An 18686-nucleotide genomic window follows, 5' to 3' on the forward strand; every position below is an offset into this window, starting at 1 on the left:
GCCCCCGCAAGGCGCCTGGTGCCGCGGCCGGCCGCCGGCGCCCGATCCCGCGGAACCGTTGGGCCGAAGCGCCGGAGTTCGCCGCGCCTCGTCCCCGCGCGCTGTCCGCCACCGCCTTCTCATCAACTCGCATACTCAAGCCCATGAACAAGGTATTGCGTCTCTCCGACCTGATCGCCGAAGGCAAGCTGTCCGGCAAACGCGTGTTCATCCGCGCCGATCTGAACGTGCCGCAGGACGATCAAGGCAACATCACCGAAGACACCCGCATCCGCGCTTCCGTGCCGGCCATCAAGGCCGCGCTCGACGCCGGCGCCGCCGTGATGGTCACCTCGCACCTGGGTCGCCCGACCGAAGGCGACTTCAAGCCGGAAGACTCGCTCGCGCCGGTGGCGAAGCGTCTCGCCGAGCTGCTAGGCCGCGACGTGCCGCTCGTCGCGAACTGGGTCGAAAACGGCGTGAACGTCGCGCCGGGCTCGGTCGTGCTGCTCGAAAACTGCCGCGTGAACAAGGGCGAAAAGAAAGATTCCGACGAGCTCGCGCAGAAAATGGCCAAGCTCTGCGATATCTACGTGAACGACGCGTTCGGCACCGCGCACCGCGCCGAAGCGACCACGCACGGCATCGCGAAATATGCGCCGGTCGCCTGCGCGGGTCCGCTGCTCGCCGCTGAGCTCGAAGCGCTCGGCAAGGCGCTCGGCGCACCGAAGCGTCCGCTCGTGGCGATCGTCGCGGGTTCGAAGGTGTCGACCAAGCTGACCATCCTGAAGTCGCTCGCTGAGAAGGTCGACCAGCTGATCGTCGGCGGCGGCATCGCCAATACGTTCATGCTCGCGGCCGGCCTGAAGATCGGCAAGTCGCTCGCCGAAGCCGATCTCGTCGCCGAAGCGAAGGCGATCATCGACGCGGCCAAGGCCCGCGGCGCCTCGGTGCCGATTCCGACCGACGTGGTCACGGCCAAGCAGTTCTCGCCGACCGCGAAGGCCGAAGTGAAGGCCGTCGCCGATGTGCAGGACGACGACATGATTCTCGACATCGGCCCGGAAACGGCCAAGGTGCTCGCCGCACAGCTCGAGAAGGCCGGCACGATCGTGTGGAACGGCCCGGTCGGCGTGTTCGAGTTCGACCAGTTCGGCAACGGCACGAAGACGCTCGCGGACGCGATCGCGCGCTCGGCTGCGTTCTCGATCGCAGGCGGCGGCGACACGCTCGCGGCGATCGCCAAGTACGGCATCCACGATCAGGTCAGCTACATTTCGACGGGCGGCGGCGCGTTCCTCGAGTTCCTCGAGGGCAAGAAGCTGCCGGCGGTCGAAGTTCTGGAATCGCGGGCTTAACGTGGCGACGCGCTCCCCGGCGGCGAAGTCGACCAAGGCGCGTGGCGCGAAAGCGCCGCGCGGTAGCGCGACAACACCGGCACGGGAGCGCGCGACACGCGCGGCCGCTGCGTCGGCGACGCCCGGACAGGACGTGGCCGCCGAGGCGCTGATAGCGCCCGCGGCCGCCGACGCGGAGCAACTGCCAACTTCTTCACAAGCCGAATCTGGTCAACACGATTCGGCCCAGCCGGAACAGCCTTCCGGCAAGCAGGACAGCAAATCTCTGGCGCGCGAGGCGCCGGTCCCGAATACCGCATCACCCGCATCACCCGCCTCACTCCACAAAGCGACACCGGCCACAACCGGCGCGCGACCCCACGTAGCATCGTTCGATGCGCGAACTCCGCAGCAGCCCCGCAGCGCTCTTTCCAGCGATCCTATCCAGACGAGGAGACTCATGCATCGCGCCACCAAGATTGTCGCTACTGTCGGTCCGGCTTCCAGCACGCCGGAAATCCTGCTGCAAATGATTCAGGCAGGATTGGACGTGGTGCGGCTCAATTTCTCACACGGCACCGCCGACGACCATCGTCAGCGCGCCGAATACGTTCGCGAGGCGGCCCGTCAGGCGGGCCGCGAAGTCGCCATCATGGCCGACCTGCAAGGCCCGAAGATTCGCGTCGGCAAATTCGAGAACGGCCGCACGACGCTCGTCACCGGCAATCCTTTCATCCTCGATGCGGAATGCGAGCTCGGCAACGACGAGCGCGTCGGCCTCGACTACAAGGACCTGCCGCGCGACCTGAAGCCGGGCGACGTGCTGCTGCTCAACGACGGCCTGATCGTGCTCAACGTGCAGCGCGTGATCGGCCAGGAGATCCACACGATCGTGAAGATCGGCGGTGAACTGTCGAACAACAAGGGCATCAACCGCCAGGGCGGCGGTCTGTCGGCGCCCGCGCTGACCGCGAAGGACATGGAGGACATCCGCACGGCGATGTCGCTCGGTGTCGATTTCATCGCGGTGTCGTTCCCGAAGAACGCGACCGACATGGAAATGGCCCGCCAGCTCGCGAACATCGCCGGCGCGCCGTACGGCATCAAGCCGAAGATGATCGCGAAGATCGAGCGCGCGGAAGCGATTCCGGCGCTGCAAGGCATTCTCGACGCTTCGGACGGCATCATGGTCGCGCGTGGCGACCTGGCCGTGGAAGTCGGCAATGCCGCCGTGCCGGCGCTGCAAAAGCGCATGATCCGCATGGCGCGCGAGTCGAACAAGTTCGTGATCACCGCGACGCAGATGATGGAGTCGATGATCCACGCGCCGGTGCCGACCCGCGCGGAAGTGTCGGACGTCGCCAATGCGGTGCTCGACGGCACCGACGCGGTGATGCTGTCGGCGGAATCGGCGGCGGGCAAGTACCCGGTACAGACCATCGAGACCATGGCCGCGATCTGCGTGGAAGCGGAAAAGTCCGAGCAGTCGGAGCTCGACAAGGATTTCCTCGACCGCACGTTCACGCGGATCGACCAGTCGATCGCGATGGGTGCCCTCTTCACCGCTTACCACCTCGGCGCCAAGGCGATCGTCGCGCTCACCGAATCGGGCTCGACCGCGCTGTGGATGTCGCGCCACTGGACCCACGTGCCGATCTTCGCGCTGACGCCGCGCGTCGGCAGCGAACGCGCGATGGCGCTATACCGCAACGTGACCTCGCTGCATCTGGACACCAACACCGACCGCGACACGGCGCTGCAGCAGGCGCTCGAAACGGTGGTCGGCAAGGGCTACGCGTCGCACGGCGATATGGTCGTGCTGACGGTCGGCGAGCCGATGGGGCAGGCGGGCGGCACCAATACCTTGAAGATCGTGCGGGTCGGTGAACCGTACTGATCAGGCAGGACTGCTCGAACGGCACGGGCTCGATTGAGCGAAGCAGGCCGGCGAAACCCGCACGGTCCATGTGCGACGGCGCACCAAAGCGCCGGTGTCGCGGCGGGAACGCCGCCTGCTTCGCGATAAAATCGCCGCAAAAGATGCCGACGGCAAAAGAATTCGTTTCAATCCAAGGAGTTTAAGCATGCCTCTCGTATCAATGCGTCAACTGCTGGACCATGCCGCGGAAAACGGCTATGGCCTTCCGGCATTCAACGTGAACAACCTGGAGCAGGTGCAGGCGATCATGGCCGCGGCCGACAAGGTCAACGCTCCGGTCATCATGCAGGCGTCGGCTGGTGCGCGTAAGTACGCGGGCGAGCCGTTCCTGCGTCATCTGATCGAAGCGGCGGTCGAGTCGTATCCGCACATTCCGGTCGTGATGCACCAGGACCACGGTCAGTCGCCGGCAGTGTGTATGGCGGCGATCCGCAGCGGTTTCACCAGCGTGATGATGGACGGTTCGCTCGAAGCCGACGGCAAGACGGTCGCATCGTACGACTACAACGTCGAAGTGTCGCGCAAGGTCGTCGAAGCGGCGCACTCGATCGGCGTCACCGTCGAGGCGGAGCTGGGCGTGCTCGGTTCGCTCGAAACGATGAAGGGCGACAAGGAAGACGGCCACGGCGCCGAAGGTACGATGACGCGCGAGCAGCTGCTGACCGATCCGGAGCAGGCCGCCGACTTCGTCAAGCTGACCCAGTGCGACGCGCTGGCCATCGCGATCGGCACCTCGCACGGCGCCTACAAGTTCAGCAAGAAGCCGACCGGAGATATTCTCTCGATCCAGCGCATCAAGGAAATCCATCAGCGCATTCCGAACACGCACCTCGTGATGCACGGCTCGTCGTCGGTGCCGCAGGAGCTGCTCGCGGAAATCCGCGAATTCGGCGGCGACATGAAGGAAACCTACGGCGTGCCGGTCGAGGAAATCCAGGAAGGTATCCGTCACGGCGTGCGCAAGGTCAACATCGACACCGACCTGCGTCTGGCGATCACGGGCGCGATCCGCCGCTACATGGCGACCAACCCGGGCAAGTTCGATCCGCGCGATTACCTGAAGCCGGCGCGCGAAGCGGCGATGAAGATCTGTATCGACCGTTACACGCAATTCGGCTGCGAAGGCCAGGCTGGCAAGATCAAGCCCGTCTCGCTTGATAAAATTGCGGAGAAGTACAAGTCGGGCGAGCTCGCGCAAGTCGTCCGCTAAGCTGTAGTTTTGGCTCCGCGCCTGGCCGTTTGGCCAGGTTGTCGTCCGATCGCCGTTCCCGCATCATCGGGGGAACGGCGTTTCCCTTTTGTTCCGGTCACATTTTTTTGCCCCACTTTTAGCGAACCACGACGATGTCTACCCTTTACGAATCCACGCTCCGCTCGCTGCCGCTGCTCGGCCGCGGCAAAGTCCGCGACAACTATGCGGTGGGCAACGACCAGTTGCTGATCGTCACGACCGACCGACTGTCGGCGTTCGACGTGATCATGGGCGAGCCGATTCCGAACAAGGGCCGCGTGCTCAACGCGATGGCGAACTTCTGGTTCGAGAAGCTGCAGCACGTGGTGCCGAACCACCTGACGGGCGTCGCGCCCGAGTCGGTGGTCGCGCCGGACGAAGTCGAGCAGGTCAAGGGGCGCGCGGTGGTCGTCAAGCGTCTCGAGCCGATCCTCGTCGAAGCGGTGGTGCGCGGCTATCTGGCTGGCAGCGGCTGGAAGGATTACCAGGCCACCGGTTCGGTCTGCGGCGTGCAACTGCCGGCGGGCCTGCAAAACGCGCAGAAGCTGCCCGAGCCGATCTTCACGCCGGCTGCCAAGGCCGAGATGGGCCACCACGACGAAAACATCACCTACGACGAGATGGAGCGCCGCATCGGCACCGAGCTGTCGGCCACGATTCGCGACATCTCGATCCGCCTGTACAAGGAAGCCGCTGATTACGCGGCGACGCGCGGCATCATCATCGCGGACACGAAGTTCGAATTCGGTCTCGATAACCACGGCAAGCTGTACCTGATGGATGAGGCGCTCACGGCCGATTCGTCGCGCTTCTGGCCGGCCGACCAGTACCAGGTCGGCACCAACCCGCCGTCGTTCGACAAGCAGTTCGTGCGCGATTGGCTCGAAACCCAGCCCTGGAAGAAAGAGCCGCCAGCGCCGAAGCTGCCGGACGAGGTGGTCGCAAAGACGGGTGAGAAGTACCAGGAAGCGCTCGAGCGCCTGACCGGGCACAAGCTCGACTAATCTGATTGCGCGCGCCGTGTCAGGCGCGCATCGCCCGGAAACAAGGAAGCCGTAAAGATGAGTGAAGCACAAACCGCCCATAAGCATGATGCGCCGGTCGTCGGCGTATTGATGGGCTCCAGTTCCGACTGGGAAGTGATGAAAAACGCCGTCGCGATTCTGCAGGAATTCGGCGTGCCGTACGAAGCGAAGGTCGTGTCCGCGCACCGCATGCCGGACGAAATGTTCGCCTATGCTGAAAGCGCGCGCGAGCGCGGCATTCGCGCAATCATCGCGGGCGCGGGCGGCGCGGCGCACCTGCCCGGCATGCTGGCCGCGAAAACCACGGTGCCGGTGCTCGGCGTACCGGTCGCGAGCAAGTATCTGAAGGGTGTCGATTCGCTGCATTCGATCGTGCAGATGCCCAAGGGCGTGCCGGTCGCGACGTTTGCGATCGGCGAAGCGGGCGCCGCGAACGCGGCGCTGTTCGCGGTGTCGCTGCTGTCCGGCACCAGCGCCGAATACGCGGACAAGCTCGCTGAATTCCGCGTGCGCCAGAACGAAGCGGCGCACGCGATGGTATTGCCGGCGCTGTAAGCGCGCCGGTTGTTTGATAAGACGTCCCCTGTCCGACCCCCGGCCGGGTGCCCGTCGCTCGGTATGCGAGCGCGACGCGTATCCGGCCGCGACCGACCACCAAGATGAACCCTGACAACACACCGGTTTCACCGATTCTGCCCGGCGCATGGCTTGGCATGGTCGGTGGCGGCCAGCTCGGCCGCATGTTCTGTTTTGCCGCCCAGGCGATGGGCTATCGCGTTGCCGTCCTCGATCCGGACGAAACCAGCCCGGCGGGCGCGGTCGCCGACCGCCACCTGCGCGCGGCCTACGACGACGAAGCGGCGCTGACCGAACTCGCGCGGCTGTGCGCGGCGGTGTCGACCGAATTCGAGAACGTGCCGGCCGCGAGCCTCGACTTTCTCGGCAAAACCACCTTCGTGAGCCCGGCGGGGCGTTGCGTCGCCGTCGCGCAAGACCGGATCGCCGAGAAGCGCTTTATCGCGTCGTCGGGCGTGACGGTCGCGCCGCACGTCGTGATCGAGTCGTCGGATGCGCTTGCGGGGCTGGGCGATGCCGAGCTCGAAGCGGTGCTGCCCGGCATTCTGAAAACGGCGCGCATGGGCTACGACGGCAAGGGTCAGATTCGCGTGCGTAACGCCGAGGAAGTGCGCGAGGCGCATGCGTCGCTCGGCGGCGTGCCGTGCGTGCTCGAGAAGCGCCTGCCGCTGAAGTTCGAAGTGTCGGCGCTGATCGCGCGCACGGCGAGCGGGGCGTCGGTCGTCTATCCGCTCGCGCAGAACACCCATCGCGATGGCGTGCTGTCGCACACCATCGTTCCCGCGCCGGATGCATCGCCCGCGCTGGTGCAGCAGGCTCAACAGGCCGCGCTGCGGATCGCCGAGACACTCGGCTATGTCGGCGTGCTGTGCGTCGAGTTTTTCATTCTGGAAGACGGCTCGCTGGTCGCCAACGAAATGGCGCCGCGTCCGCACAACTCCGGCCACTACACGGTCGACGCGTGCGCGACGAGCCAGTTCGAGCAGCAGGTGCGCGCGATGACCAGCATGCCGCTCGGCGACACGCGCCAGCATTCGCCGGCGGTGATGCTGAACATCCTCGGCGACGTGTGGTTCCCGGACGGTCCGAAGCGCGCGGCGGTCACGCCGCCGTGGCAGGAAGTCGCGGCGATGCCGGCCGCGCGCCTGCATCTGTACGGTAAGGAAGAGGCGCGTTGCGGCCGCAAGATGGGTCACGTGAACTTCACCGCGTCGACGCTCGAAGAAGCCCGCACGGCGGCGCGCGATTGCGCGCGGCTGCTGCACATTGCTACCAGCTGAAGCGCGCGCCATGCCGGATCAACAGAAACCCGCCGAGGACGCCACCGACGCGTTGCCGGTCAGCGCCGCGCAGATCGAGCACGCGGCGGCCTTGCTCGACGCGGGTGGGCTGGTCGCGTTTCCGACCGAGACCGTGTACGGCCTAGGCGGCGATGCCGAGAACCCCGACGCGGTCGCGCGCATTTACGCGGCGAAGGGGCGGCCGGCCAATCATCCGGTGATCGTGCATCTCGCGCCGCATGGCGATCCGAACTACTGGGTCGAGCATTTGCCGGCCGATGCGCAACGCCTGATCGACGCATTTTGGCCGGGGCCGCTCACGCTGATCCTCAAGCGCGCCGCGCGGATTCCCGCGGCGGTCAGCGGCGGGCAGGATTCGGTGGGACTGCGCTGCCCGTCGCATCCGGTAGCGCAGGCCTTGCTCGAAGCGTTCAGCGCGTTGCGCGGCGGGCATGGCGGCGTCGCCGCGCCGTCGGCGAACCGCTTCGGACATGTGAGCCCGACCACCGCGCAGCATGTGCGCGACGAGTTCGGCAGCACGATTCATGTGCTCGATGGCGGCGCGTCGGATGTCGGCATCGAGTCGACGATTCTGGATCTGTCGCGCGGCTTTCCGGCGCTGCTGAGGCCCGGTCGCGTGACGCCGCAGGATATCGCCGACGTGCTTGGCGAGGCGCCGCGTCTGCCCGACGGGTCGGATGCGACCGCGCCGCGCGCGTCGGGCACGTTGAAAGCGCATTACGCGCCGCGCACGCCGCTCGCGCTGCTGCCGTTTGGCGAACTCGAGCCGCTGCTCGCGGTGCGCGCGCCGGGCGAGCGCGTCGCGCTGGTCGCGCGCGCGTCGCGTGCGGGACAGTGGGCCGATGCCGACGGCGTGCATTTCGTCGCGGCGCCGGAAGACCCGCACGTCTATGCGCGCGAACTCTACGGCTTGCTGCGCGCGCTCGATCGCGCGAACGTCACGCGGATTCTGATCGAGAAGCTGCCCGACACGATCGAATGGATCGCGGTCAACGATCGGCTCGGGCGCGCGGCAGCGGCATTCGAAGCGCAGCGCTGACGCTCTCGGCTCGCTGCGCTGCATAGCGTGGCTAGCGAAAAAAACGAAGGCCCGGCTCGTTCAACGAGCCGGGCCTTTTACCATTTGAGCAACCTTGACGCCGCGTTACTTCCCAAGCCCGCTAGCAGCGATCTGCTTCTCGACCTGCTGCGCGATCAGCGCTCCCGTATGCGTGGTCGGATGCACGAGGTCGGCGAAGATGTAGGTCTGGTCCGCGCCGGCCACCGTGTAGGTCTCCGGCGAACAGAACAGCGACGACGCGAGGGCGGTGCCGAAAGCCGCCGCCGTCTGGCCGGATGCGAGCACGCTCGGGTTCTTCGTCGCGTACGCGGTCGCGGCCGCAGCCATCGACGTCAGGTTACACGCGGTGCCCGTATTCGACACGGTGAAGCCGAGCGCCTGGTAGTTGGCCAACGTCTGGTCCAGCAGCGTGTATGAGTCCAGATAGATGACCTGCGAGGTCGACGCGAGGCCTTGCTTCAGCACGTTGTTGTAGGCTTGCACGAGCCCGTCGATGACTGCCTGGCCTTGTGCGCCCGCGGCGAGGCCTTGCGGCGTTTTCGCGATATCCGGCACGTTTGACACCACCACATGTTGCGCGCCTGCCGCGACGATCTTTTGCACCGTGCCGACGAACGTGGTCGCCGCGGTCACGATCGCCGCTCCTTGGGCCTGCGTGACCGACTGGATCGCGGCCGTTGCCGCCGCCTGCGCGTCGGCCGGGTTGGCGCCGTTAGCGATCGCCGTCGCCGCCGCTGCCGCTGCCGCCGCGCTGGCAGCCGAGATCGTTTGCACCGCGACGAAGATGTCGTTCGCGCCGCCGTTGATCAGCACGAGCTCGTTCGAATTGAAGCTGTTGTTGTGCGCAGACAGATACTCGCTGACCTGTGTCGTGACCGGCACCGTAGTCGCGGCCATGTTGTTCGGCGCGAAGCCGACGCCCGGCTGCAGATCGACACGCGAGCCGCCTTGCGCATAACCGAGACCGCCCGCCGCGGTGAGCGGGTTGCCGAAGCCGCCGACGTACGCGGGGGTGAGCGTGCCGCCATAGTACTCGGCGACCTTCTGCGTCCAGATTTCGCCCGGATTCGTCGTGAAGCGGCCGCCGCCCGTGCCGACGTTCGCCTGAACCGCCGCCTGGTAGGTGCCGACATCCGACAGGCTGTCGCCGAACGACACGACCTGCAGCGAGACGCCCCCCGGCGGCGTGTTGCTGCTCGAACTATTGTTGTCGCCGCCACCGCCGCACGCTGCGAGCGCTGCGAACGCTGCGCTCGCCACGGCGATCTGGGTGACGCGCAACCATTGCTGTTTCTTCGAAGCGGTTTGATTCATGTTGACTACATCTCCTCGTATGTGTGGCCCTTGATGCCATGTGTTGCAGGCGGCGTCCACCGCGTTGGCGGCGTGACGACAGCTTACAGAATCTTCTACGGCGTGCGCGATGTCCGCAGCGCGGCCATATGGTTTGGATTCAAGCCGGGTAGTTCGGCGGTGGCTTTGCTCATCGTGTCGTTCGCACCCGCATGCGGATGCGCGGCGTGGAGGCCGCTGGCGCCGCCAGGCATCACCGCGCGCTGCGCATGATAAGCGGCGGCCCAGGCTGGTGGCGCGAACAGCGCGCGCCACTTGTTGCGCCAGCCGCGCACGCTTGCGAAGTCCGCGGCCATCGACGCCCATTCGTGGAACGTCGCTTTCAGCGGGTTGTACGTGTAAAGCGGCTCGACGATGCCGTATTGCGGCGTCTCGTGCGGATCTTCGTCGACGTAGCTGCCGAACAGGCGATCCCAGATCACCAGCACACCTGCGTAATTGCGATCGATGTAGCGATCGTTGCGCGCATGATGCACACGATGGATCGACGGCGTGTTGAACACGTACTCGAGCCAGCCGAGCTTGCCGATCACCTGCGTATGCACGAAGAACTGGAAGCCGAGATTGATCAGTACGATCGCGACGATCTGCTTAGGGGCAAAGCCGAGGAACGCGAGCGGAATCCAGAACACCCACATGCCGGCGACCGGGTACATCAGGCTCTGGCGGAACGCGGTCGAAAAATTCATCCGCTCCGACGAGTGATGCACGACGTGCGCGGCCCACAGCCAGCGCACCCGATGACTGCAGCGATGAAACCCGTAATAGAGCAGGTCCTGCGCGACGAACAGCACGACGAACGACAGCCACGTCGCTGGCCATGTATGAATGCGGTAGTGCTCGTAGAGGAACGTGTAGACAGGGATGATCGCGAGCCACGCGAGCTTGTCGGCGGCCTGCTGCAGCAGCGCGAGCGTGGCGTTGCACAGCGTGTCGCGCCAGCTGTAGAGCCGCTCGGCCGGGCGCGTGCGGCTCACGTGCCACGCCTCCCAGCCGATGCAGGCAAGAAAGACGGGCGCCATGGCGAGCAGCAGCAATTCGGCATCGAATTGCATCGTGTCTCCCTTCCTGGTCCCTGACCGCCGCGCGGTCCGCGGCGGGTGGTGTCGTTATCGTTGGTGAAGGTCGCGCGGTCCGACGACCGGCGCCCTGCGCGGCAAGCGCGTGGTGCCGCGCACCGCATGATGCCCGACAGCGTACACGGTTAGAAGCTTGCCGCGCGCGGCATCGCTAGAAGGAATACTCAGTGGCCGCCGCGCTTGCGCGGGTTTTTCCTGGGCTTCTCGCGCACTTCCTCGATGGGCGCGGCGACCTTCGTGAAGCCCTGCGACGGGCCTTCGTACACCCATTCGAGCAGCGCGTCGTGCGCGGCGCGCGCCGCTTCGGAATGCGGATCGTTGATCAGGCTGACGACGATGTAGCTGTTGCCGTCGGCCGATGCGACGTAGCCCGCGATCGCGCGCACGTCGCGCAGCGTGCCGGTCTTGATGTGAGCGTTGCCGCCCGCGCCCTGGCTGGTCAGGCGGTTGCGCATCGTGCCGTCGACACCGGCGATCGGCAGCGAATCGACGAACACCTGCGCGACCGGGCTCGCGTTCGCGCGCTGCAGCACATCGGCGAGCGCGAGCGCGGTGATGTGCTCGTCGCGCGACAGTCCCGAGCCGTTGTCGAGCGACAGGTATTCGGTGTTCAGGCTGTCGCGGGTCAGGAAAGCTTCGACCGCGCGCGCGGCTTTCGCGGGCGTAGCGGGCGCTCTTTCCTCGGCGGCGCCGATGGTCAGGAACAGGTTGCGCGCCATCGTGTTGTTGCTGAACTTGTTGATGTCGCGAACGATGTCCGACAGCATCGGCCCGTCGTGCGTCGCGACGAGCTTCGCACCAGCGGGCACCGCGCCTTCGCGGGTCGTGCCCGTGAAAGTGCCGCCAGTTTGCTGCCACAGCGCGAGGAAGCCGCGCGCGAAGAACGTCGAGTGATCGAGCACGGCGACGTTGATCGTGCGCGAATCGCAACGCACTGGCAGGTCGCCGATGAACGACGCAACGAGCGTGCCGTCAGGCTGTGGCGTGACGGTCGGCGTCGGCAACTCGCCGCGGCATGGGCCGTTCGTCGCGCGCAACTGGTTGTCGATGCGCAACTGAGCGAGCGGGGGCAGCACGTCGATCGCCACCGTGCCGTCCGGCGATGGCGTCAGCGTGAACGACAGCGATTTGAACGCGTACAGCAGCGGATCGGGGCCGACGTTGTACGGTGCGTTGACGTCGTCGTCGAATGCGGGCAGGTCGCGGGTCGACGGATCGAAGTAGCGCTTGTCGAGCACCAGCGCGCCGTCGATGCCGTTGATGCCGGCCTTGTGAATCTTCTGCACGAGGTCGATCAGTTCTTCGGGCACGAGCTTGGGGTCGCCGGTGCCCTGGATGTACAGATTGCCGTGCAGCACGCCGTTCGCGTCGAGAGGGCCGTCCGCGTACGCGCTGGTGCGCCAGCGGTAGCCGGGGCCGAGGATCGACAGGCCTGCATAGGTGGTGACGAGCTTCATCGTCGAGGCGGGCATCATCGGCTTGCCGGCGTTCAGCGCGAGGATCGGCGTGCGATCGCCGACCTTTTCGACGACCACGCTGATCGACGACAACGGCACGTGCGCGCGGTGCAGACCGACCATCACCGGTTGCGGCAGTACCGTCGTGACGTTGACGCTCGGATGTGTGGCCTTGATGCGTGCCTGCGCGGCCAGCGGCAGCAGCGCGCCCGCGCCGAGCGTGGCGGCGCAGAGCCAGACGGCGGCGCGCGTCGCGAAGCGGTTAGGCATGAAGACTGCGCGATGGAGCATACGGCGCGAGCGCAGCGCCATACGGCGTGCGATGGAAGACAGAAAAGCGTGCGTCATGAACGGGTGAACGGGCAAACGGACGAGCGGGATTTCAAGGTGTGCGGCGTGCGCGGGACAATGAAACGGCAAGCTGGTCGGTTCGACGGCGCGGTAGCGCGCCGTCGCGCTACCCAACGGCCGTCGCGCGACGCAAAGCGCCCATTGTAGTGACATGCCGCGACGCTGCGGTGAAAAAAGCGCCACACACCGCGCAGGCCGGAAGCGGGCGCTAGAATGCGGCATCATCCAATCATTTGGAACGGACAACCATGCGCATCCTGCTAGTCGAAGATGACCGGATGATCGCCGAAGGCGTGCGCAAGGCGCTGCGCGGCGAAGGCTTCGCCGTCGATTGGGTCGAGGACGGCGAAGCGGCGCTGCACGCGGCGGCAGCCCAGCCTTACGATCTCGCGTTGCTCGATCTCGGTCTGCCCAAGCGCGACGGTCTCGAGGTGCTGCGCGCACTGCGCGCGCGCGGCAATGCGCTGCCGGTGCTGATCGTCACCGCGCGCGACGCGGTCGCCGATCGAGTCAAAGGCCTCGACGCCGGCGCTGACGATTATCTTGTCAAACCTTTCGATCTCGACGAGCTCGGCGCGCGCATGCGAGCGCTGATCCGGCGCCAGTCCGGCCGCAGCGATTCGACGATTCGCCACGGCAACTTGACCCTCGATCCCGCGTCGCACCAGGTCACGCTCGATGGCGCGCCGGTCGCGCTGTCCGCGCGCGAATTCGCGTTGCTCGAAGCGCTGCTCGCGCGGCCCGGCGCGGTGCTGTCCAAGAGCCAGCTCGAGGAAAAGATGTACGGCTGGGGCGAGGAGATCGGCAGCAATACCGTCGAGGTGTATATCCACGCGCTGCGCAAGAAGCTCGGCGCCGATCTGATCCGCAACGTGCGCGGGCTGGGCTACATGATCGCGAAGGACGCCTGAGCCGATGCGCTCGATTCGCCGACAACTGTTGTTCTGGCTGCTCGCGCTCATGCTGCTCGGTGTCGGCATCGCGGGTTGGCTGATCTACCGGCAGGCGCTCGCCGAAGCGAACGAACTGTTCGACTACCAGCTCGAGCAGATCGCCGCGGCGCTGCCGGCGGAACCGTTCTCGCAGGTGCTCGGCCGCGATACCGGCGACGAGGGCATCGTGCTGCAGATCTGGAACCGCAACGGCATGCTGATGTATTACTCGCGGCCGCGCGCGCCGCTCGCGCCGCGCGCCGAACTCGGTTTTTCGACCGAGCGCACCGACCGCGGCGAATGGCGCGTGTATGGCGCGATCGTCGGTGACAACGTCGTGCAGCTCGCGCAGCCGCTGTCGGTGCGCAACCGGCTCGCCGCCGATGTCGCGCTGCGCACGCTGTGGCCGCTGATCGTGCTGCTGCCGCTGCTCGGGCTCGCGGTGTGGGTGATCGTCGGCCGTGGGCTACAGCCGCTGCGGCGCGTGACGAGCGCGCTCGACACGCGTCATCCCGAAGCGCTCGATCCGTTGCCCGATCAGCGCTTGCCGCTCGAAGTGCGGCCGCTCGTGCGGGCGCTGAACGGGCTGCTGCAACGGCTCGCGACCGCTCTAGATATCCAGAAGGCGTTCGTTGCCGATGCCGCGCACGAATTGCGCACGCCGCTTGCCGCGGTACAGATCCAGGCGCAACTGGTCGCGCGAGCCAGGGACGACACGGCCCGCGGCGAAGCGCTCGCCGATTTGCAGGCGGGCGTCACGCGCGCGACGCGCCTTGCCGAGCAACTGCTCGCGCTCGCGCTCGCGCGCGCCGAGCCGGACGGCGCCGCCGTCGCCGGCATGCTCGATCTGCGCGAGCTGCTTCAGGAGTGCGTCGCGACCTACGCGCCGCTCGCGGTGAATCGCGGCGTCGACCTCGGCATCGAGGCGAGCGAGCCCGCCAGCGTGACCGGCGACGCCGAAGCGCTGCGCGTGATGTTCAACAACCTAGTCGACAACGCGACCAAGTACACGCCGCGCGGCGGCAGTGTCGACGTCAGCCTGCGCGTCGAGGACGGCCGTCCGGTGGTGCGGATCGCCGACAGCGGCCCCGGTATCGATCCGGCCGATCGCGAGCGCGTGTTCGACCGCTTCTATCGCGCGGGAGTGGGCGCGAATCGCGCGCGCACCGACGTGACGGGCAGTGGCCTCGGTCTCGCGATCGTGCGCCGCATAGCCACGCAACATCATGCTCAAGTCTCGCTCGGTGAATCGCCGACCGGTGGTTTGCAGGTCATCGTCCGCTTTTGATCATGGTGGTTTACTGTTCGGCTCGAACCGGCGTTTATGCCGTCGCGACGGGCTGTTGCGGCCGGTCCGATAAGGTTCCCGCGATCTGTCGCTGCTTAAGCCTCTTTTAAGTGACGCCCCTTACGCTCCTCGACATCCAAAGTCACTTTCTCCAGTCAGGAGCTCATGATGAACGCGAAAACCTTGTCCCGCGGCGCCGTTGCGGTAGCTGTGGCCGCTGCGCTTTCAGCCGGCTATGTGGCGGGCCATCGCGATGTGCCCGCACCGCAGATCATCTCGCCGGCGGAAGCCGCTGCGATGATGCCAGCCGAAGCTGCCGCCAAAACCGGTATCCCCGATTTCTCCGGTCTCGTCGAGACCTACGGTCCGGCCGTCGTCAACATCAGCGCGAAGCACGTGGTCAAGCAAACGGCAATGCGCGGTAATGGCGGCAACCGCCCTGGCAACCAGTTGCCGATCGATCCGAACGATCCTTTCTATCAGTTCTACAAGCGGTTCTTCGGCGGCGTGCCCGGCATGCAAGGCGGCGATGGCGGCGATGGCGGCGACGCGCCCGACCAGCCGAGCGCGAGCCTCGGCTCGGGCTTCATCATCAGCAATGACGGCTACATTCTGACGAACGCGCACGTGGTCGATGGCGCGAACGTCGTCACCGTGAAGCTCACCGACAAGCGCGAGTTCAAGGCGAAGGTGGTTGGCGCCGACAAGCAGTCCGACGTCGCCGTGCTGAAGATCAACGCGAGCGATCTGCCGACTGTGAAGATCGGCGATCCGCGCCAGAGCAAGGTTGGTCAGTGGGTCGTCGCGATCGGCTCGCCGTATGGCTTCGACAACACCGTGACCTCGGGCATCATCAGCGCGAAGTCGCGCACGCTGCCCAACGAAAACTACACGCCGTTCATCCAGACCGATGTGCCGGTGAATCCAGGCAACTCGGGCGGTCCGCTTTTTAATCTGCAAGGCGAAGTCATCGGCATCAACTCGATGATCTACTCGCAGACGGGCGGCTTCCAGGGCCTGTCGTTCGCGATCCCCATCAGCGAGGCGATCAAGGTCAAGGACGATCTCGTCAAGACCGGTCACGTGAGCCGCGGCCGTCTCGGCGTCGCGGTGCAGGGCTTGAACCAGACGCTCGCCGAGTCGTTCGGCATGCAGAAGCCGCAAGGCGCGCTGGTCAGCTCGGTCGACGCCAACGGTCCGGCGGCCAAGGCTGGCTTGCAGCCGGGCGACGTGATCTTGTCGGTGAATGGCGACGAAGTCAGCGATTCGACGGATCTGCCGTCGAAGATCGCAGCCCTCGCGCCGGGCAGTTCGGCAACGCTGAAAGTGTGGCGCGATAAGGCCAGCAAGGACGTGAAGGTGACGATTGGCTCGTTCTCGGACGTGAAGGTCGCGTCGGCGAGCAAGACCGATCAGCAGACCCAGTTGCAAGGCCGTCTCGGTGTCGCGGTGCGGCCGCTGACGCCGGAAGAGAAGAGCAGCGCGTCGGTGTCGCACGGTCTGCTCGTGCAGCAGGCGGGCGGTGCGGCGGCGAGCGCCGGCATCCAGGCGGGCGACGTGATTCTCGCCGTCAACGGCCGTCCGGTCACGAACATGGATCAGTTGAAGCAGATGATTTCGGGCGCAGGCAACAGCATTGCGCTGCTGATCCAGCGGGACAACGCGCAGATTTTCGTGCCTGTTGATCTCGGCTGATCCAGTTATCTGGGCGGTTCGAAGGGATCTCCCACCCCAGTTTGAGCTGTAGTAGCGATTGCCGGTCCTTTGCATTTACTGCAAGGACCGGCTTTTTTTTCGCCCGTCGGAACCGCGTTGCAGCGAGCGGCATGGACACGCCGAGGGGTGTCAGGCGGGTTGGTGCCACGATGGTCGTGCATGCTGGTCGACGCTGCGGAATGGTTGGCACATAGGTTGCTTCCATCGTTCAGGGTCTGGAAGGCCTCGAACAAGGAGAGCAAACCGATGAAAACCCAACGCAAGCAGCAAAGGAGCGTAGCCGCTGCGCTGTGCGCGGCGCTCACGCTCGGACTGGCGGGCGGCGCGTACGCGCAGCAGGCGGGCGTGACCGGTGGCTCGACGACCGACGACACCAGCGCGGGCAACACCAACGGCGGCGGTCTGCCGCAAGTCCAGCAGCAGGGCGACGTATCGTACGTATCGGGCGGTGTCGGCCTCGACGAATCGCGGGCGCTGCGACAAGCGCAAACCCAGTGGCCACTGACCTTGCGTTTCACCGGACCCAACGCAGAGTTTCTTGCCGATGTGCACGTGCGCATCGTGGATGCACATAACAGCGAAGTGCTGAACACGACGTCGCGCGGACCATTTATGCTGGTGCGCCTGAGCCCCGGCCGCTATACGGTGCACGCGAATTACAACGACAGCGAACAGACGCGCTCGGTTAGTGTGCCCGCGCACGGCAACGTAAAATCCGCGTTCACCTGGAACGTGAAGTAACGGCTCGATCCGTCCGCCGCTGCGCAGGAAGCGCGCGCAATCGGCCGGAGTTTGGCCGATAATGAACCCACGGGCGTGTCCCGTGGCTTTGCCGTTGTTGCGGCAATAGCCGGTAGTGCAGCGCACACCCCATCATGGAGCCTGGACATGAGCGATGCGTCGACATCTGCGGAACGGCCGGACGGCCATACCATCGTGATTCGCGACAACGGCCATCGCGTGCGCGTGATTCACGGCGGCGTGACGATGGCCGACACCCAGGCTGCGCTGACGCTATCGGAGACCGGCCTCGCCGACGTGTTCTATTTCCCGCGCGAGCACGTGAATATGGCCCGGCTCGAACGCTCGACGCACACGTCGCATTGCCCGTTCAAGGGCGACGCGTCGTACTTCCATCTGCGCACCGAAGACGGCGTGATCGAGAACGCGGTGTGGTGTTACGAAGCGCCGTTCGAGCAGGTCAGTCGCATCAAGGGCTATCTCGCTTTTTACGCATCGCGCGTCGACCGCATCGATCAGACGTCCTGATCCCGCAGTCGGCGCGTTCATCGGGGGAGGTTGTCATGGAACTGAACGACGCGTTACGGATTCCGCTGCCGCCGTCCGAGGTCTGGGACGCGTTGCAGGACCTCGCGCTGTTGCGTGCCAGCCTCGACAACTGCGAGTCGTTCGTGCGTCTCGCCCACGGCGAATACGCGCTGACGATGACTGTGCCGCTCGGCCCGTTGCGCGCGCATTATCAGGCGCACGCGCACGTTGCCGGCCAGGATTCCGGCCCGGCGGACGCGCAGCGCCGCACCATCAACTTCAAGGCACGAGCCGAGGGCATCGGCGCGTTGCGCGGTCAGATCGAAGTACGTTTGCGCGCGGATGACGGGCGCGAGCGCGGCACGCGCATCGATTACACGTTGTGGGCGACGTCGTCGGGTCCGCTCGCCGAGTTGCCGACGCGCCAGCTCGAGAACGCCTTGCGGCAGATCGCCGACGATTTTTTCGCCGAGTTCGACGCCGTCGTGCGCGCCAAGCACGGCAAGGGGCCGAACCGCGCGCGTGGCACGGCGCCGCGTCGCCAGTACGTGTTTTTGCGGCCGATCACTCTTGGCGGCATCGCGCGGCGCACGCGCATCGAGCACGGCCAGGCTCTGCCCGGACGCGCGGCAAGCGCGTCGCACAGCTGGTCGCATGGCGTGCCGCATCAAGAGCCTGGTCAGCATGTCGTGCCGTACTGGGCGTGGGCCGGGATGATCTTTCTGGTCGCGCTGTTGTTGTACGTCGCGCGCTGGCTCAGCGAGCATTGACGCCGCGCGGCGCGCGCAGCGCC

The 18686-nt window shown here is 66.1% G+C and carries 16 protein-coding genes; 13 read left to right on the forward strand and 3 right to left on the reverse strand.

Annotated elements, in window-relative coordinates; genetic code table 11:
- Positions 1-143 precede the first annotated feature (143 nt).
- The 7 genes from G5S42_RS00995 (at position 144) to G5S42_RS01025 (ending at position 8427) form a co-directional block, all read left to right on the forward strand.
- A complete protein-coding gene (locus G5S42_RS00995) occupies positions 144-1337 on the forward strand; it encodes a phosphoglycerate kinase (RefSeq protein ID WP_176105141.1) in 1194 nt (397 codons plus the stop codon).
- A gap of 439 nt (positions 1338-1776) precedes the next feature.
- The gene (gene pyk / locus G5S42_RS01000; RefSeq protein ID WP_013090425.1) at positions 1777-3213 is read left to right on the forward strand and encodes a pyruvate kinase; all 1437 of its coding nucleotides are present in this window, start codon (positions 1777-1779) and stop codon (positions 3211-3213) included.
- Positions 3214-3400: 187 nt separating this feature from the next.
- The gene (gene fba / locus G5S42_RS01005; protein ID WP_176105142.1) at positions 3401-4465 is read left to right on the forward strand and encodes a class II fructose-bisphosphate aldolase; all 1065 of its coding nucleotides are present in this window, start codon (positions 3401-3403) and stop codon (positions 4463-4465) included.
- Between the two features lie 134 nt (positions 4466-4599).
- On the forward strand, positions 4600-5490 hold the full coding sequence (locus tag G5S42_RS01010) for a phosphoribosylaminoimidazolesuccinocarboxamide synthase (RefSeq protein ID WP_176105143.1): 891 nt from the start codon (positions 4600-4602) through the stop codon (positions 5488-5490).
- A 57-nt stretch (positions 5491-5547) separates the two neighbouring features.
- Positions 5548-6066 (forward strand): 5-(carboxyamino)imidazole ribonucleotide mutase, encoded by a 519-nt coding sequence (purE, locus tag G5S42_RS01015; RefSeq protein WP_176105144.1) that lies wholly within the window; start codon positions 5548-5550, stop codon positions 6064-6066.
- Positions 6067-6170: 104 nt separating this feature from the next.
- A complete protein-coding gene (locus G5S42_RS01020; protein ID WP_176105145.1) occupies positions 6171-7367 on the forward strand; it encodes a 5-(carboxyamino)imidazole ribonucleotide synthase in 1197 nt (398 codons plus the stop codon).
- 10 nt (positions 7368-7377) lie between these two features.
- Positions 7378-8427 (forward strand): L-threonylcarbamoyladenylate synthase, encoded by a 1050-nt coding sequence (locus tag G5S42_RS01025; protein ID WP_176105146.1) that lies wholly within the window; start codon positions 7378-7380, stop codon positions 8425-8427.
- Positions 8428-8532: 105 nt separating this feature from the next.
- On the opposite strand, the gene G5S42_RS01030 is transcribed toward G5S42_RS01025, so the two are convergent.
- The 3 genes from G5S42_RS01030 to dacB form a co-directional block, all read right to left on the reverse strand.
- Positions 8533-9762, reverse strand: a complete 1230-nt coding sequence (locus G5S42_RS01030; RefSeq protein WP_176105147.1) for an SGNH/GDSL hydrolase family protein — start codon at positions 9760-9762, stop codon at positions 8533-8535.
- A gap of 95 nt (positions 9763-9857) precedes the next feature.
- Positions 9858-10856 (reverse strand): sterol desaturase family protein, encoded by a 999-nt coding sequence (locus G5S42_RS01035; protein WP_176105148.1) that lies wholly within the window; start codon positions 10854-10856, stop codon positions 9858-9860.
- A gap of 188 nt (positions 10857-11044) precedes the next feature.
- On the reverse strand, positions 11045-12607 hold the full coding sequence (gene dacB, locus G5S42_RS01040; protein ID WP_376776853.1) for a D-alanyl-D-alanine carboxypeptidase/D-alanyl-D-alanine endopeptidase: 1563 nt from the start codon (positions 12605-12607) through the stop codon (positions 11045-11047).
- A 329-nt stretch (positions 12608-12936) separates the two neighbouring features.
- Here dacB and G5S42_RS01045 point away from each other — a divergent pair, with 329 nt between their 5' ends.
- The 6 genes from G5S42_RS01045 (at position 12937) to G5S42_RS01070 (ending at position 18663) form a co-directional block, all read left to right on the forward strand.
- A complete protein-coding gene (locus tag G5S42_RS01045) occupies positions 12937-13599 on the forward strand; it encodes a response regulator (RefSeq protein ID WP_013090417.1) in 663 nt (220 codons plus the stop codon).
- Between the two features lie 4 nt (positions 13600-13603).
- Positions 13604-14908, forward strand: coding sequence for an ATP-binding protein (locus G5S42_RS01050; protein ID WP_176105149.1), 1305 nt, complete (start codon positions 13604-13606; stop codon positions 14906-14908).
- A 168-nt stretch (positions 14909-15076) separates the two neighbouring features.
- Positions 15077-16603 (forward strand): DegQ family serine endoprotease, encoded by a 1527-nt coding sequence (locus G5S42_RS01055; protein ID WP_176105150.1) that lies wholly within the window; start codon positions 15077-15079, stop codon positions 16601-16603.
- Positions 16604-16870: 267 nt separating this feature from the next.
- On the forward strand, positions 16871-17365 hold the full coding sequence (locus G5S42_RS01060; protein WP_176105151.1) for a carboxypeptidase regulatory-like domain-containing protein: 495 nt from the start codon (positions 16871-16873) through the stop codon (positions 17363-17365).
- Between the two features lie 147 nt (positions 17366-17512).
- A complete protein-coding gene (locus G5S42_RS01065; protein ID WP_013090413.1) occupies positions 17513-17893 on the forward strand; it encodes a DUF427 domain-containing protein in 381 nt (126 codons plus the stop codon).
- A gap of 35 nt (positions 17894-17928) precedes the next feature.
- Positions 17929-18663, forward strand: coding sequence for an SRPBCC family protein (locus G5S42_RS01070; protein WP_176105152.1), 735 nt, complete (start codon positions 17929-17931; stop codon positions 18661-18663).
- Positions 18664-18686 lie beyond the last annotated feature (23 nt).

This window comes from Paraburkholderia youngii, assembly GCF_013366925.1.
GTDB classification, from domain to species: Bacteria; Pseudomonadota; Gammaproteobacteria; order Burkholderiales; family Burkholderiaceae; genus Paraburkholderia; species Paraburkholderia youngii.

Coding starts and splice junctions, on each gene's coding strand:
- G5S42_RS01020 (WP_176105145.1), top strand. CDS start 6,171: ATGAACCCTGACAACACACCGGTTTCACCGATTCTGCCCGGCGCATGG.
- fba (WP_176105142.1), top strand. CDS start 3,401: ATGCCTCTCGTATCAATGCGTCAACTGCTGGACCATGCCGCGGAAAAC.
- G5S42_RS01065 (WP_013090413.1), top strand. CDS start 17,513: ATGAGCGATGCGTCGACATCTGCGGAACGGCCGGACGGCCATACCATC.
- dacB (WP_376776853.1), bottom strand. CDS start 12,607: ATGCCTAACCGCTTCGCGACGCGCGCCGCCGTCTGGCTCTGCGCCGCC.
- purE (WP_176105144.1), top strand. CDS start 5,548: ATGAGTGAAGCACAAACCGCCCATAAGCATGATGCGCCGGTCGTCGGC.
- G5S42_RS01060 (WP_176105151.1), top strand. CDS start 16,871: ATGAAAACCCAACGCAAGCAGCAAAGGAGCGTAGCCGCTGCGCTGTGC.
- pyk (WP_013090425.1), top strand. CDS start 1,777: ATGCATCGCGCCACCAAGATTGTCGCTACTGTCGGTCCGGCTTCCAGC.
- G5S42_RS01035 (WP_176105148.1), bottom strand. CDS start 10,856: ATGCAATTCGATGCCGAATTGCTGCTGCTCGCCATGGCGCCCGTCTTT.
- G5S42_RS01010 (WP_176105143.1), top strand. CDS start 4,600: ATGTCTACCCTTTACGAATCCACGCTCCGCTCGCTGCCGCTGCTCGGC.
- G5S42_RS00995 (WP_176105141.1), top strand. CDS start 144: ATGAACAAGGTATTGCGTCTCTCCGACCTGATCGCCGAAGGCAAGCTG.
- G5S42_RS01045 (WP_013090417.1), top strand. CDS start 12,937: ATGCGCATCCTGCTAGTCGAAGATGACCGGATGATCGCCGAAGGCGTG.
- G5S42_RS01055 (WP_176105150.1), top strand. CDS start 15,077: ATGAACGCGAAAACCTTGTCCCGCGGCGCCGTTGCGGTAGCTGTGGCC.
- G5S42_RS01030 (WP_176105147.1), bottom strand. CDS start 9,762: ATGAATCAAACCGCTTCGAAGAAACAGCAATGGTTGCGCGTCACCCAG.
- G5S42_RS01025 (WP_176105146.1), top strand. CDS start 7,378: ATGCCGGATCAACAGAAACCCGCCGAGGACGCCACCGACGCGTTGCCG.
- G5S42_RS01070 (WP_176105152.1), top strand. CDS start 17,929: ATGGAACTGAACGACGCGTTACGGATTCCGCTGCCGCCGTCCGAGGTC.
- G5S42_RS01050 (WP_176105149.1), top strand. CDS start 13,604: ATGCGCTCGATTCGCCGACAACTGTTGTTCTGGCTGCTCGCGCTCATG.